We start from the raw sequence: 13,632 nt of genomic DNA, 5'->3' as shown, positions 1-13,632 counted from the left end.
TTCTCGCTACAACCAATAAGCCACACGGTGACGGAAACGCGTGAGCATGAGCAAAGCCAGGACGATCCCGAGGGCCGTGATGCTGGTGGCAACTTGCCACGAAACCACTGGAAACGCCGCGCCAAGAATGGGCGCGCGCATCAACTCGATGAAATGGTAGGCCGGATTGAAGTGCGCTATCCAGCCGCGATCAGCCAATGCTTCCGGATTCCACATGATCGGCGTGACGAAAAACAGCAACTGGATCATGTTGGCAACAATTTGCACGATATCGCGGAAGCGTGTGCAGAAAACGCCAAGGATGAGGCCCACGGTGACGCCGTTGATCGCCAGCACGAGCAGCGCGAGCGGCAGGGATAGCAGATCCACATGCCAGCCTTTTCCGAAGAACATATAGATCAGGAGCAGGATGACGGCGTTGTGGCCAAAAATGATCACGTTTCGCCAGACCATCCGGCAGACATGCAGCGTCAACGGCAGCCGAATCTGCTTGATCATTCCTTCTGCTGACGTGAAAACATGGCATGACTCATTGAAGATGGTCGAAATCAGTGTCCAAATGATCAGACCTGTGCCAATGAAAGGCAGATACTCTGATAGCGACTGGTTGAACAAACCAGAGTAGACAATACTCAAAGCTCCGACCATGATGGCTGTACTGATCGTCAGCCAGAACGGGCCGAGAACCGAGCGACGGTAGCGCTGGCGAATGTCCTGCCAGCCAAGCATTCCCCAGATTGGGAACGCTTTGAGTCCTTGAATCAAATCTTGCCATGCAAGCGTCAGGGCGCGCGGAGCTCCCTGGATTGCAGGGCCAAGGTCAAATGCTTGTTCTCGAATCATGGTGGTTGTACTGCCTCAAGCTCGGCCATAGGTGTCGGCAAGTCGTACGATGTCATCCTCGCCCAGATAACCACCGCACTGCACCTCGATCAGCACCAACTCGTCCTCACCGATGTTGGTCAGGCGGTGCTTCTCCTTCAACGGGATGTAGCGGTATTGGCCAGGCTGGGTGTGGTGCTCATCCTCGCCAATCTGCACCATGGCCGTGCCTTGGACCACCACCCAGTGCTCGGCGCGCTGGTGGTGGTATTGCAGGCTCAGCGCCTGGCCGGGCTTCACGGTGAGGCGCTTGACCTTGTAGCCTTCCTCTTCCTTCAGCGTGGCGTAGGTGCCCCAGGGGCGGTGCACGGCGGCGGGCAGGTGAGTGCTGTCGTGCTTGCGGTCTTTCAGCGTGTCGACCACGGCTTTTACCTTCTGGGCCACGCTCTTGTGCGCCACCAGCAGGGCGTCGGGCGTGTCCACGATCACCAGGTCCTGCACGCCCACGGTGGCCACCACCTTGGGGCCATGGCATTCCACCTGCACATGGGTGCCCGTGGTGTCCACGGCCACGAACTCCGTGCCCTGGCCGTCCACGAAGGTGTTGCCGCTGGTGTCGGCCGGATGGGCCTGGGCCACGGCCGGCCAGCTGCCCACGTCGCTCCAGCCGAATTTGGCTGGCACCAGGGTCACGTTGCTGGCTCTCTCCATCACGGCGTAGTCGATGCTGATGTCGGGCTGCAGGCCGAAGGCATGGGAGTCGAACTGGGTGGCGCCGTCCTGCGTGCGGCTGGCGGCCCAGGCGTGCTCCGCCGCTTGCAGCACCTCGGGGGCATGCTCTTTCAGCGCCTGCAGGATGGTGCCAGCGGCAAAGCAGAACATGCCGCTGTTCCAGTAGTAGCGGCCGGTGGCCAGGTAGCGCTGCGCTGTGGCCAGGTCGGGCTTTTCCACGAAGCGCAGGGCTTTCTGGGTGTGGCGGCTGGGCTTTTCCACCTCGATGTAGCCAAACCCGGTTTCCGGGCTGCTGGGCGAGATGCCGAACACCACCAGCTGGCCCTGCTGCGCGTGGCGCGCGGCCTCCAGGGCGCAGGCCACGAAGGCCTCGGTGTCGGGGATCAAATGGTCGGCCGGCAGCACCAGCATCACGGCCTCGGGGCCGTGCGCCTGGGCGCAGGCCAGTGCGGCCAGGGCGATGGCCGGCGCCGTGTTGCGGCCCTTGGGCTCCAGCAGGTAGCGCGCCTGGGGCGGGTCGCTCAGGCCATCGATCACATGCCGCGTCAGGAACAGGTAGTCCTGATTGGTCACAATCAGGGCATCATCCGTCCCGCAGCTTTGGCCGCGCTCGATGGCTTGCTGCAGCAGCGAACTGCCGCCCAGGTGCATGAATGGCTTGGGGAGAGCTTGACGTGATACGGGCCACAAACGAGTGCCCGCCCCCCCTGACAGCACAATAGAGATCAAGTGCATATTTATTTTCTCGATGGCGAACGCGTTACATTTTAAGGTGAGACCTCGGGGCGGGCAGGTTAGAACTTGTGCGTTACTGCTGGCGGATTTGGTGGTGATTTTTTGCGCTTGGGTGCTGGCAGTGGGGGCGGCGAGCCTGTTCGATCGGGCGCATATGGCCGAATGGTTTCCGCCCGCCACGCGGGGCGGCATCGCCTACACGCTGACGGCCTTGTTGGTGGTGCTGGCACTGGCGGTGAACGGCCAGTACCCGCGCCGCGCGGCCTTCTGGGAGGAGACCCGTGTTGCATGGCGTTACATCCTTCTGGTGGCCTTGCTCAACTTTGCATTGAATTTCTTTGTCCAGGTAAGCAATAGCCGTACCGTCCCCCTGCTGGCCTGGGGCCTGGTGCTGCTGTTGCTGCCCATAGGCCGTCTCGCTGCGCGTGAGGTGCTAATCCCTGCTGGCCGCTGGAAGCGCCGCGCCCTGGTGGTAGGGGAGGGGCGCGACGCCTACGAGGCCGGCCTGGCGCTGCGGCGCGAGCGGCACATGGGCGTGGACGTGGCCGGCATGGCCTCGTTTTCGGGCGTTTGGATGGTTCCGGATGACGGCCAGGCCGACGAGCTGGCGGGCATTCCACGCCACCTGCTGGACCAGGGCGTGGAGTCGCTGGCGCGCCAGCTGGGCTGCGAAGTGATCGTGGTGGCGCTGGACGACGAGGCGAGCGGCCGTGCCGCGCAGCTGGTGCGCTCGCTGCACGCCCGGCAGTTCGAGGTGTTCGTGGTGCCGGCGCTGCAGGGTCTGCCGGTGCACGGGTTGCAGGCGCAGCATTTCTTCAGCAACGACGTGCTGTTCCTGCGGCTGCAGTACCGCCTGCTGAGCCCGGTGTCGCGTTGGCTCAAGCGCGGCGTGGACGTGGTGGCGGCTTCGCTGCTGCTGGTGCTGGCCTCGCCGCTCATGGCCTGGGTGGCCTGGCGCATCTGGCGCGAAGACGGCGGGCCCGTGCTCTACACCCAGCCGCGCGTGGGCGAGGGTGGGCAGGATTTCGCCTTCATCAAGTTCCGCTCCATGGTGAACGGGGCCGATGCGCTGCTGGCGTCCTGGAAGGACGAAGACCCGGCGCTGCACGCGCGCTACGTGGCCGGCAACTTCAAGCTGGCGGACGACCCGCGCCTGCTGAAAATCGGGCGGCTGATCCGCCGCACCAGCATCGACGAGCTGCCCCAGCTGTGGAACGTGCTGCGCGGCGACATGAGCCTGGTGGGCCCGCGCCCGCTGCTGCGGCGCGAACTGCCGCTCTACGCCACCGATGCCATGGAGCTGTACCGCGAAGTCAGGCCCGGCATCACCGGCCTGTGGCAGGTCAGCGGCCGCAGCCACACCAGCTTCGAGGCGCGGGCCACCTATGACAGCTGGTACGTGCGCAATTGGTCGCTCTGGGTGGACTGGGTGATCCTGCTCAAGACGGTGCGCGTGGTGCTGACGGCGCGGGGGGCGATGTAGGGGGCAAATACTTAGGCGCTTTGCGCGTCAGGTAGTGACGGTGGCTCGCGCCCTGAGCCTGTCGGTCACTCGTACCACGGCCGGCTCAAAGGCTGGATGCGCCGCTTTCATGGCGTGGCGACCTCTTACGTGGAGAACTACCTGGGGTGGTTCCGCGCCCTCGACCGCACGCCACTTACCCCCGCACAACCCGCGCAGTTGCTCAACTTGGCCGTCGGCGCCTAGCGCCATCATCTTCGGTCTCTCTGAGTTGCAAAGCCCCAAGGCCCCCTGAAGCTTTCTTGTCATTAATCCCCTAATCCTGTCGTCAATCTTGTCATGAACTTGTCAGGGTGATAAGATTATGGCGTATTCTTGTCATCATGACGAGATTCAAGCCCCAATCTCCTCAGCCGACAAGATTGATAGGGATTCCCCAGTCCATGACCACCACTACCCTGTCGCCCCGTCACGATGCGTTGCTGCGCCTGGTCCTTGCCGCCGGGGAACCCGTACAGCCTGGTGCACTGGAGCAAGCCCTCCAGGCTTCCCGGCCCACTATCAACCGGGCCTTGCGAGACCTCCTGGCTTCTGGCTTTCTGGAGAAGCTGGGGGACGGCCGGTCCACCCGCTACATGGCCACAGATGCCGCCAAGGCTGCACTTGGGGCCTTGCCTCCAGCCGCACCCACGCCAGCGGGGCCTGGCCTGCTGCAGTGGTCGCCGGCTGCACTACCCTTGGTCGAAACGCTTCGCGCGCCTCTGGGAACTCGCACCCCGGTAGGCTATGAAAGCAGTTTTGTGGGCAACTACATCCCGAACCAGTCCAGCTTGCTGCCACCGCAGCTGGCCACGGACTTGTTCAACGCCGGCCGTAGCCGGGACCAGCAACCCGCGGGAACCTATGCCCGCGAGGTTCTGGAGCAGCTGCTCATCGATCTGTCCTGGTCGTCATCGCGCCTGGAGGGCAACAACAAGAGCTTGCTCGACACCAGGGAACTCTTCGAGCTCGGGGAGCAAGCAGGCCCCTTCGACGAAGACACCCTGATGCTGCTCAACCACAAGAACGCCATCGAGTTCATGGTCGACGCTGTGCCGACAGAGGGAATCACGGTGCCCGTCATCGTTGACCTGCAGGCTAAGTTGATGAAGGACCTCTTGAAGGACTCGCGGGACATTGGCAGCATCCGCCGGCGCGTGGTGAACATCGACGGCTCTGTCTACTCCCCGAGCAACATCCCCACGCTCCTGGAAGAAACGCTGAAGTCCATCATCGACAAGGTCCGCCACATCCGAAACCCGGTGGAGGCTGCATTCTTCCTTTGGGTCAACGTGGCCTACCTGCAGCCCTTTGAGGATGGCAACAAGCGCACGAGTCGTCTGAGCGCCAACATGCCGCTCCTGCTGTACAACTGCGCACCCCTGTCCTTCCTGGACGTGGAGCGCACGGACTATGCGACAGCCATGCTCGGCGTCTACGAACAGCGCAACGTCGCCGCGGCCGTGGAGCTGTTTGAATTCATCTACCGTCGCTCGATTCAGAAGTACAGCGTGCTGCGAGCCTCCCTGGCCGTGCCCGACCCGCTTCGAGCCCGGTACCGACAGGCCCTGAATGAGCTCATGCAGTTCGTCGTCTTCTACGGCCGAAAGCTGGAAGACGCATTTTCGGAGGTGCCCGTAGCCGCCGCTGACCTGGCGGCGTTGCGCGTCATCGCGAACACCGAACTGGACCACCTGGAGCAATACAACTGCGCCCGCTACAACCTCGCGCGAGGCATGACGCAGAGATGGATTGACGCCGGGCGGCCCAGGTAACCTGCCAGGGAGCTCGCATCCCCTGGAGCGGTCGGCGGCTGCATGAGCTGCTTTTTGGCGCGCAGAAATTCCGCGAAGTCGAGCAACTCCGCCACCAGGGGCTCGGGCATGTCCTTGGCCGTTTCAAACAATTTTTCGGCGGTGGTCGTCACGGCAGCCTCCATGAGTGCGCGACTGGCCATCGCGGTTGAACAGGTCTTCGGCTTTGACGTTGGGCTTGCCTTTGCTGCGACGCTCAGAGGCATCGGCCGCCTTGATGTCCGCACTGTCTTCCAGCCACTGGACAATGATTTTCTCGGCCTTGCGGTTGAGAGACAGGTGCGCGCTGGGAAAGGCGGCGCGCAGCTTCTGGGCGGCTGGGCCGCTCAGAGTGATGTGAATTTCATCGCCGCCCATGGTGTTCCCTTGTCTTGTCCACGTGCCATTTTATGTCCTGCGGGCGGCAGGCGGCAGGCGGCTCGCGACGGCGCGGGGGGCGATGTGGGGGCTCCCCATTCTTGGGTCTTTGATTCCCAATTGCACGAGATCTGACTCCCAATCACACGAAACCAAATTCGAAGCGCAGGTCCGGCCGCCACCGCAAAGGCGCACGCGAAGGGGTTGCAACTCCTGAGTTATGTAGTAACATACCTACATGATTCAATTGCGTGCAGGAGGTGTTGCAATGACGGTCACGACCCTATCCAGCCGAGAACTGAACCAGGACGTTACCCGCGCCAAGAAGGCGGCCAAGCATGGCCCCGTGTTCATCACGGATCGCGGCAAACCCGCGCATGTGCTGTTGAGCATCGAGGAATACCAGCGGCTTACAAAGCAACGTCGCAACATCGCCGATGCCTTGGCGATGCCGGGTATTGCGGACATCGAGTTCGAGCCGCCGCGCGTGAGCATCGGGCCACGACCGGCTGACTTTTCATGATGTACGTCCTCGACACCAACGTGGTGTCTGAGCTGCGAAAGGTGCGGCTTGGCAAGGCCGACCCGAATGTCGCGGCATGGTCTGAAAGCGTCGATGCCGCCGACCTCTTTGTGTCGGCCATCACCATCATGGAACTGGAACTTGGCGTCCTGCTGACCGAACGGAAGGACGCCAGCCAGGGGGCCATGCTGCGCTCTTGGCTGGACCAGCATGTATTGCCGGAATTTTCCGGGCGAACCCTGCCTGTCGATACAGCCGTGGCGCAACGCTGCGCCCGGCTGCATGTCCCCGACAAGCGCGGCGAGCGTGACGCGCTCATTGCCGCGACAGCCCTCGTGCACGGCATGACGGTTGTAACCCGCAACGTGGCTGACTTCCAGCCTGCCCGTGTGGCCATCGTCAACCCTTGGGAAGGATCGCCATGAAGGAGCACCCACAGCACCCTGACGACTGATGTGCGCGCAACCGGTCGCTCTGGGTGGACTGGGTGATCCTGCTCAAGACGGTGCGCGTGGTGCTGACGGCGCGGGGAGCGATGCAAGGCTCCCCATTCTTGGGTCTTTGATTCCCAATTGCACGGGATCTGACCCCAATCACACGGAACCAAGTCTTGAGCTTGTCTTCATGTCGCCAAAGATTGCGCGACACGAATGATGTCGCGATTGTTGGCGGTGGCGGTGCAGGGCATGACAATTTTCGAGAAAGCGCGACACATTGCACGACATAATTGTGTCGCGCTTTGTCGCTCTTGCGCGACATGGTGTGGCAGTAGCCCAGATCGGAGAAAAAAACCATGGCGCGCCCAACCCCCATAGAAGATCTCAACCTCATCGAATCCGTCGTCGCCGGATATCCGGGCGGTATTGGCATTTCGGCGCTGGAGGCAGAACTGGCGCAGCGTCTCGGCGGCAAACCCAACCGCCGGACCCTGCAGCGGCGCCTGCAAAAGCTGATCGGTGACCAACGGCTCACCGCTGAGGGCGAGAGCGTTGCCCTGGTCTACAAACTGGCCGATGGGGCGGCGGCGCAAGTCGCCGGCGTGGCCGGGATGGCCGGCACCGCGGCCGCAGAGGCGGAGCTCTATGTTCCCCTTTCGCCGGAAGGCGCTGCGATCCGGGACAGGATCCGCCGGCCCTTGATGCACCGCAGGCCGGTCGGCTACCAGCGTGAATTCCTGGAGGGGTATCAACCCGGCGAGACGTTCTACCTGCCGGAGCAACTGCGCATTCAACTCCACGAGATGGGCCGCACACCCGCGGGCGAGCGCCCTGCAGGTACCTACGCCCGTGAAATCCTGAATCGCCTGCTGGTCGACTTGTCGTGGGCATCCTCCCGATTGGAGGGCAACACCTACAGCCGGCTCGACACGCAGAACCTGATCGAGTTCGGGCAGGTCGCCAAGGGCAAGGATGCCATCGAAACGCAGATGATCCTGAACCACAAGGCGGCGATCGAAATGCTGGTCGAAGACATCGACGAGGTGGGCTTCGATGCGTTCACCTTCAAGAATCTGCACGCGGTCTTGTCGCAGGATTTGATGCGTGATCCGGATGCATGTGGCCGCCTGCGCCGGCGACCCGTGGACATCTCGGGGACCGTTTTCCATCCGCTGGTGATGCCGCAGGTGCTGGAGGGCTGCTTCCTGTCGCTTCTGCAGAAGGCGAGCGCCATTGCCGACCCTTTCGAGCAAGCATTCTTCCTGATGGTGCAGCTGCCTTACCTGCAGCCGTTCGAGGACGTCAACAAGCGGGTCTCGCGCATCGGCGCCAATATTCCACTGATCAAGCACAACCTGTGTCCCTTGTCCTTCATCGACGTGCCCGAACGAGCCTACGTGGAAGGGACTTTGGGGGTCTATGAGCTCAACCAGATCGAGCTGCTGCGCGACGTGTTCGTGTGGGCCTATGAGCGCTCCTGCCAGCGCTACCTGGCGATCACCCAGACCATGGTCGAACCCGATCCACTCAAGATCCGCTACCGGGAGGCCCTCATTCAGGCCGTGCAAGCCGTCGTCAAGGGCTTGCGCCGGCCAACGCCGGATGTGGTCACCGCGCTTTCCCGGGAATACGCGGCCGCAGCTGATCAGGCGGCCTTTGCGGACCTGCTGGCGGCGGCCCTCAAGCAACTGCACGAGGGCAGCGTCGCGCGCTATCGACTGCGCCGTTCCGAGTTCCTGGCGTGGGTGCAGGTTCGCGACGGGCATTGACAACCGGTCGCTCTGATCATTCCGTTGGTTTCAATTCATAGCTGGTGCTGCGCCCGCCAGCGTCCGACTTCACCAGAACACCCCGGTCCAGCAGATCGGTGATGTCGCGCAGCGCCGTATCTGCCGAACATTTGGTCATCGCCGCCCATTTGCTGCTGGTCAGTTTGCCTTCGAAGCCATCGAGCAGTTTGTTGAGCAGCTTGATCTGTCGCTCGTTCATGGGTGTTCCTGCCCAGCGCCGCCAGAAACTGGCCTTGGTCAGCACCGCCGCCAGGGTTTCCTCGGCCCCATGAATGGCGCGCAGCATGCAGCCCAGGAACCATTCCAACCAATCGGTCACGTCCAGCGTTCCCTTTTGGGTGCGCTCGAGCATGTCGTAATAGTCCTTGCGTTCGCGCTGGATCTGAGCTGACAGGCTGTAGAAGCGCTGCGCCGAACGCTCGGCACGGGCCAGGGCCATATCACCCACCGCTCGTGCCATGCGACCATTGCCATCCTCGAAAGGGTGGACGGTCACGAACCACAGGTGTGCCAGACCGGCCTTGAGCACCGGATCGGCCACTTGGGCGACGTTGAACCACAACAGGAAGTCCGCCATCTCGGCTGGCAGCAAGTGCGCCGGTGGGGCCTCGTAATGCACCGTCTGCCGGCCCAGCGGCCCTGAGACCACTTGCATCGGCCCCTGTGCATCATCACGCCAGGCGCCTACGCGGATCTTGGTCAACCCGCTGTAGCCGGTCGGGAACATGGCCGCATGCCAGCCAAACAGTCGTTCGGCGGTCAAATGGCTCTGGTGATTTTGTGTGGCGTCCAACACCATGTCGACCACGCCCTCAACGCTCCGATCGGCCGGTGCCAGTGCGCCGATGTCCACCCCCAGGCGGCGTGCGATCGACGACCGCACCGAGTCAGGGTTGAGTTTCTCGCCCTCGATCTCGCTGCTCTTGAGCACATCTTGGGTGAGCACCTGTAGCGTCGCCTGGTCGCGCAGTCCGACACCTAGGTCGTGCATGCGACCGAGCAGACGGCCCTGCGACTGGTGCACCTGCGCGAGCAAGGGAGAAAGGCGCGCCAAGTCGTACCGCCAGTGCGGCCAGTCGTCTTGCCGCCAGATGTAGGGCTTATCTCCGCTATTCATGCGGTGATTGTGGCCGGGATGCGCCGCATGATCAAGACAATCTCCGCGTTTATTGCGGATATAAGGTATGCATTCGCCGCAAGCTTGTCATTCCTGCTGTCGCCAAAGAAGATTGCGCGACACGAATGATGTCGCGCTAATGCATTTCGCGACGTTAAGTGGCGCAATTCAATAAACAGCGCCACAACTGCGCCAACGATTGAACGAACCGCGCCACGTTGATCGAGCGGAGCGGTCGATCCTCAGATCCGTGATCTGGCCGGTTTTGGGGCGTTTTCAGCTGACGCCCCACATGCCGCTGGATGGCGAGGTGTCGCCCCTTGCGATCCGGCGCCCTTGGCAGGCCGCCGCGCAACCCTGATGGCAGGCGGATGCTCAGGCCGGCGCGTATTCGGAATTTCGGGCGGCATGGGGCTTGCGGCACAATTTATGGCTTGACCACCTCTTCCCCCGCACCACCATGAGCGACACCCTCTCCATCGCCCCGCGCGACAAGGCCGAGATCCTGGCCCAGGCGCTGCCCTACATCCGCAAGTACCACGGCAAGACCATGGTCATCAAGTACGGCGGCAACGCCATGACCGACCCCGAGCTGCAGGCCGATTTCGCCGAGGACGTGGTGCTGCTCAAGCTGGTGGGCATCAACCCGGTGGTGGTGCACGGCGGCGGCCCGCAGATCGAGACCGCGCTGAACCGCCTGGGCAAGAAGGGCCAGTTCGTGCAGGGCATGCGCGTGACCGACGCCGAGACCATGGAGGTGGTCGAGTGGGTGCTGGCCGGCGAGGTGCAGCAGGACATCGTAGGCCTGATCAACCAGGCCGGCGGCAAGGCCGTGGGCCTGACGGGGCGCGACGGCGGCCTGATCCGCGCGCGCAAGCTGCGCATGGTCGACCCCGCCGACCCGAGCAAGGAGCACGACGTGGGCCAGGTCGGCGACATCGTGGGCATAGACCCCAGCGTGGTCAAGGCGCTGCAGGACGATCAGTTCATCCCCGTGGTCAGCCCGATCGGCTTCGGCGAGCACAACGAGAGCTACAACATCAACGCCGACGTGGTGGCCGCCAAGCTGGCCACCGTGCTGCAGGCCGAGAAGCTGCTGATGCTGACCAACATCCCGGGCGTGCTGGACAAGCAGGGCCAGCTGCTGACCGAGCTGACCATGAGGCGCATCGACGAGCTGATCGCCGACGGCACCATCAGCGGCGGCATGCTGCCCAAGATCGCCGGTGCGCTGGACGCGGCCAAGAGCGGCGTCAACGCGGTCCACATCATCGACGGTCGCGTGCCGCACGCCATGCTGCTGGAGATCCTGAGCGACCAGGCCTACGGCACCATGATCCGCAGCCACTGAACGACGCGCTCTCCTCGGAGGGGTGAGGGCGAACCGGTCCTAGATCTGCTCGGCCAGCTCGCGCAGCTTGCGCGCATTGGCTTTGGCGATGTCGCGAAAACCCTCGCTGATGCGCGCGTCTTGCGCGGCACGGTCCCAGAACAGCAGCGCGGCCTGCTGCGCCAGCGTCCATGCGGCGCGTTGCGGCGGCAGCGGCAGGGGGGGCTCGAACGGCCGGGGCGGCACTTCGCCGCCCGGCAACGGCGCATACAGCATGGGCAGCATGTCGTAGGTGGGCGCCAGGGTCAGGGTGCCGCGCGGCCTGAAGCTCAGGTTGTCCAGGTGCATGTCGGTGTTCGCGATGAGCCGGCCGAACCACCAGAGGTGCTGGATGCGCTGCGCGTCATCCGGCCCCAGCAGGCCGAGCCGGACCAGGTGCCCAGCGAGCCGGGTCCAGTCCCTGGAGCCGTCGCCCAGCAGTGCCGCGTTGATCGCTTCCAGGGTGTTCAGCCGGCTCCTGCCGAACAGGCCGTGGCGGTCGAAACGCTCCAGTTCCAGAAAGGTCCTCCCGCCATGCTGCAGCACCCGGCTGCGGGCAGCGGCGATGTCCGGCATGGTTGCGGCGCTCTCCAGCGCCAGGTGCTCGCAGACCAGCAGATCCGCCCAGCGCTGGACTGCGGCCGAGCCATCGGCGCCGGAGAACTTCACCAGCACATGAGGCGTCTGGCACCCGGGCAGCTCGCGCAGGGTCGTGAACTTGGGGAACTCACCTGCCGCGCTCGAGCCCGGGACGCCTGCGGCAATCGCTTCCTCGGCCAGCCGTGCGTAGGCGGGGCCGACGGACGCACCCTCCAGCGCTCGCGGCGGGGCGGTCTTGGCTTGTAGCCAGCGCTCGTACGCGGGGTCGCCCAGGATCAGGTTGCCGCTGACGTCCGGGCCGCTGCGGCTGAGCACGTAGAGGATGTCGTCGTCGGACCAGGCCTGCGGATCCGCGGACACGCCCAGTTGCCGGTGTTCCGCGCGTGCCAGCTGGCGTCCCATGTAGCCCTGCGGGCGCATGTCGTAGAGCGGGTACGGCAGGCCGCCCCACCATCCGTCGCGCGATTCCTCGGGCACGGGCCAGCCGGCATCGGCCAGGTTGGTCCAGGTGCCTGCGGGATGGATGGTCGCCACCGTGGCCGCCAGCTCGGCGCGGCCCGCTTCGTCGACCTCGTAGAGCGGCAGTTCGGACGGGTCTCCGCGCAGCGGTCGCCGCAGCGCATACCTGGTGCGGCGCGCCTTGCCGGTCACGACGACCCTGCCCTGCAGCTCCTGCAACAGGCGGTGCAGCGTGGGAACGCTGACACCCACGCTGCGCGCCAGGTCCGTGGCGCTGACTGCCGCCTGCCTGGCGAGGACCGGCACGAGCTGGTCGCGCGCGGCTTGATTTCTGTTGCGCATTCTTTTATGAAATGATTCTTGAGAAGATTCTAGGCCTTGTTTTCCTCTGGAGACAGGGGTCATTTCGAGAAGATTAAAGAGCCGAAAATCGGCTGACGCGCCGGGCCGGAGCCTGGTACGGTGCATTACACTCGGCCCGGCATCCTGCGTTGGCGCCCCGTTCCGCGGGTGTGACGCTGTTCAAGCTGGAGGTTGGGAAGGAATGCGCCTGCTGCTCGTCGAGGACGACGTGATGGTGGCCAGCGGCATCAAGCTGGGCCTGAGCGACGCCGGCTACGCGGTGGACTGGGTGGGCAGCGGCGAGCGCGCCGAGGAGGTGCTGCGCAGCGAGTCCTTCGACGCCGCCATCATCGACATCGGCCTGCCGGGCATGGACGGTCTGGCGCTGACGCGCGCGCTGCGCCGCTCCACCTCGCCCAGCCGCGCCATGCCGGTGCTGATCCTGACCGCGCGTGACGCCCTGCAGGACCGCGTGCAGGGCCTGGACATGGGGGCCGACGACTACATGGTCAAGCCCTTCGAGCTGCCCGAGCTGCTGGCGCGCCTGCGTGCGCTGCTGCGCCGCTCGCAGGCGGCGACCTCGGCGGTGCTGCAGTTCGGCCCCTTCGAGCTCGACACGGCGCTGCGCCGCGCCACCGTGGCCGGCCCCGGCGGCCCGCAGGCGGTCGAGCTCGGCCCGCGCGAATGGACGGTGATGGAGTACCTGATGGTGCACGCGCCCAAGCCCGCCAGCAAGGACAAGCTGCTGCAGGCCCTGACCGGCTGGGACAAGGAGATCACGCCCAACGCGGTCGAGGTCTACATCTCGCGCCTGCGCGCCAAGCTCGAGCCGCATGGCGTGGCCCTGCGCTCGATACGCGGCTTCGGCTACCGGCTCGAGCTGAGAGCATGAGAGTTTTTCGATTTCACTCCCTCTCCCCAAAGGGGTACCGTCATTGCGAGGAGGCGCAGCCGACGCGGCAATCCATGGATCGCCACGGCCTTCGGCCTCGCGATGACGGCGGGGTGAGGGACGGCATGCCGTCGCTTCGAAG

At 64.3% G+C, this 13,632-nt stretch carries 13 protein-coding genes and 1 pseudogene; 8 read left to right on the top strand and 6 right to left on the bottom strand.

Going from position 1 to position 13,632, the window contains the following annotated elements; all coding sequences use genetic code 11:
• Nucleotides 1-6 precede the first annotated feature (6 nt).
• Nucleotides 7-843 (bottom strand): ABC transporter permease, encoded by an 837-nt coding sequence (locus FFS10_RS01455; RefSeq protein ID WP_137890736.1) that lies wholly within the window; start codon nucleotides 841-843, stop codon nucleotides 7-9.
• Between the two features lie 15 nt (nucleotides 844-858).
• Nucleotides 859-2,289, bottom strand: a complete 1,431-nt coding sequence (locus FFS10_RS01450; protein ID WP_137890734.1) for a mannose-1-phosphate guanylyltransferase/mannose-6-phosphate isomerase — start codon at nucleotides 2,287-2,289, stop codon at nucleotides 859-861.
• Nucleotides 2,290-2,302: 13 nt separating this feature from the next.
• On the opposite strand from FFS10_RS01450, the gene wbaP reads away from it, so the two are divergent.
• The 3 genes and pseudogenes from wbaP to FFS10_RS01435 all read left to right on the top strand — a co-directional run bounded on the left by wbaP (nucleotide 2,303) and on the right by FFS10_RS01435 (nucleotide 5,565).
• On the top strand, nucleotides 2,303-3,772 hold the full coding sequence (gene wbaP / locus FFS10_RS01445; protein ID WP_137890732.1) for an undecaprenyl-phosphate galactose phosphotransferase WbaP: 1,470 nt from the start codon (nucleotides 2,303-2,305) through the stop codon (nucleotides 3,770-3,772).
• Between the two features lie 66 nt (nucleotides 3,773-3,838).
• A pseudogene (locus tag FFS10_RS01440) lies at nucleotides 3,839-3,997 on the top strand (IS1595-like element ISPels1 family transposase); the annotation flags it as partial.
• A 197-nt stretch (nucleotides 3,998-4,194) separates the two neighbouring features.
• Entirely contained in the window at nucleotides 4,195-5,565 is a 1,371-nt protein-coding gene (locus tag FFS10_RS01435) for a Fic family protein (protein ID WP_137890730.1), read from the top strand.
• On the opposite strand, the gene FFS10_RS23815 is transcribed toward FFS10_RS01435, so the two are convergent.
• Both FFS10_RS23815 and FFS10_RS22905 read right to left on the bottom strand, forming a co-directional pair.
• Nucleotides 5,508-5,675, bottom strand: coding sequence for a DUF2281 domain-containing protein (locus tag FFS10_RS23815; RefSeq protein ID WP_502702613.1), 168 nt, complete (start codon nucleotides 5,673-5,675; stop codon nucleotides 5,508-5,510). The genes FFS10_RS01435 and FFS10_RS23815 overlap by 58 nt on opposite strands.
• 13 nt (nucleotides 5,676-5,688) lie before the next feature.
• Nucleotides 5,689-5,961, bottom strand: coding sequence for a hypothetical protein (locus tag FFS10_RS22905; RefSeq protein ID WP_171015994.1), 273 nt, complete (start codon nucleotides 5,959-5,961; stop codon nucleotides 5,689-5,691).
• A 268-nt stretch (nucleotides 5,962-6,229) separates the two neighbouring features.
• Between FFS10_RS22905 and FFS10_RS01425 the strand changes: the two genes are divergently transcribed.
• The 3 genes from FFS10_RS01425 (at nucleotide 6,230) to FFS10_RS01415 (ending at nucleotide 8,690) form a co-directional block, all read left to right on the top strand.
• On the top strand, nucleotides 6,230-6,484 hold the full coding sequence (locus FFS10_RS01425; RefSeq protein WP_137890726.1) for a type II toxin-antitoxin system Phd/YefM family antitoxin: 255 nt from the start codon (nucleotides 6,230-6,232) through the stop codon (nucleotides 6,482-6,484).
• Nucleotides 6,481-6,909, top strand: a complete 429-nt coding sequence (locus FFS10_RS01420) for a type II toxin-antitoxin system VapC family toxin (RefSeq protein ID WP_212744066.1) — start codon at nucleotides 6,481-6,483, stop codon at nucleotides 6,907-6,909. Before FFS10_RS01425 ends, FFS10_RS01420 begins: the two co-directional genes overlap by 4 nt.
• 368 nt (nucleotides 6,910-7,277) lie before the next feature.
• Nucleotides 7,278-8,690, top strand: a complete 1,413-nt coding sequence (locus FFS10_RS01415; protein WP_137890724.1) for a Fic family protein — start codon at nucleotides 7,278-7,280, stop codon at nucleotides 8,688-8,690.
• A gap of 16 nt (nucleotides 8,691-8,706) precedes the next feature.
• Here FFS10_RS01415 and FFS10_RS01410 read toward each other — a convergent pair whose 3' ends face one another.
• On the bottom strand, nucleotides 8,707-9,828 hold the full coding sequence (locus FFS10_RS01410) for a Fic family protein (protein WP_137890722.1): 1,122 nt from the start codon (nucleotides 9,826-9,828) through the stop codon (nucleotides 8,707-8,709).
• A gap of 460 nt (nucleotides 9,829-10,288) precedes the next feature.
• Between FFS10_RS01410 and argB the strand changes: the two genes are divergently transcribed.
• The gene (gene argB, locus FFS10_RS01405) at nucleotides 10,289-11,179 is read left to right on the top strand and encodes an acetylglutamate kinase (RefSeq protein ID WP_137890720.1); all 891 of its coding nucleotides are present in this window, start codon (nucleotides 10,289-10,291) and stop codon (nucleotides 11,177-11,179) included.
• Between the two features lie 39 nt (nucleotides 11,180-11,218).
• On the opposite strand, the gene yjjJ is transcribed toward argB, so the two are convergent.
• Complete coding sequence (gene yjjJ, locus FFS10_RS01400) at nucleotides 11,219-12,598, bottom strand: type II toxin-antitoxin system HipA family toxin YjjJ (RefSeq protein WP_137890718.1); 1,380 nt, start codon at nucleotides 12,596-12,598, stop codon at nucleotides 11,219-11,221.
• A 202-nt stretch (nucleotides 12,599-12,800) separates the two neighbouring features.
• Between yjjJ and FFS10_RS01395 the strand changes: the two genes are divergently transcribed.
• Nucleotides 12,801-13,490 carry a response regulator transcription factor gene (locus FFS10_RS01395; protein WP_137890716.1) on the top strand — a complete coding sequence of 230 codons (690 nt, stop codon included), beginning with the start codon at nucleotides 12,801-12,803 and terminating at the stop codon, nucleotides 13,488-13,490.
• The last annotated feature ends 142 nt before the right edge of the window (nucleotides 13,491-13,632 follow it).

The sequence above is a fragment of the Ramlibacter sp. 2FC genome (genome assembly GCF_005503345.1).
Lineage (GTDB): Bacteria > Pseudomonadota > Gammaproteobacteria > Burkholderiales > Burkholderiaceae_C > SCMQ01.
The sequence above is the reverse complement of the archived record's forward strand: the minus strand, read 5'-3'. Positions and strand labels throughout refer to the sequence as shown.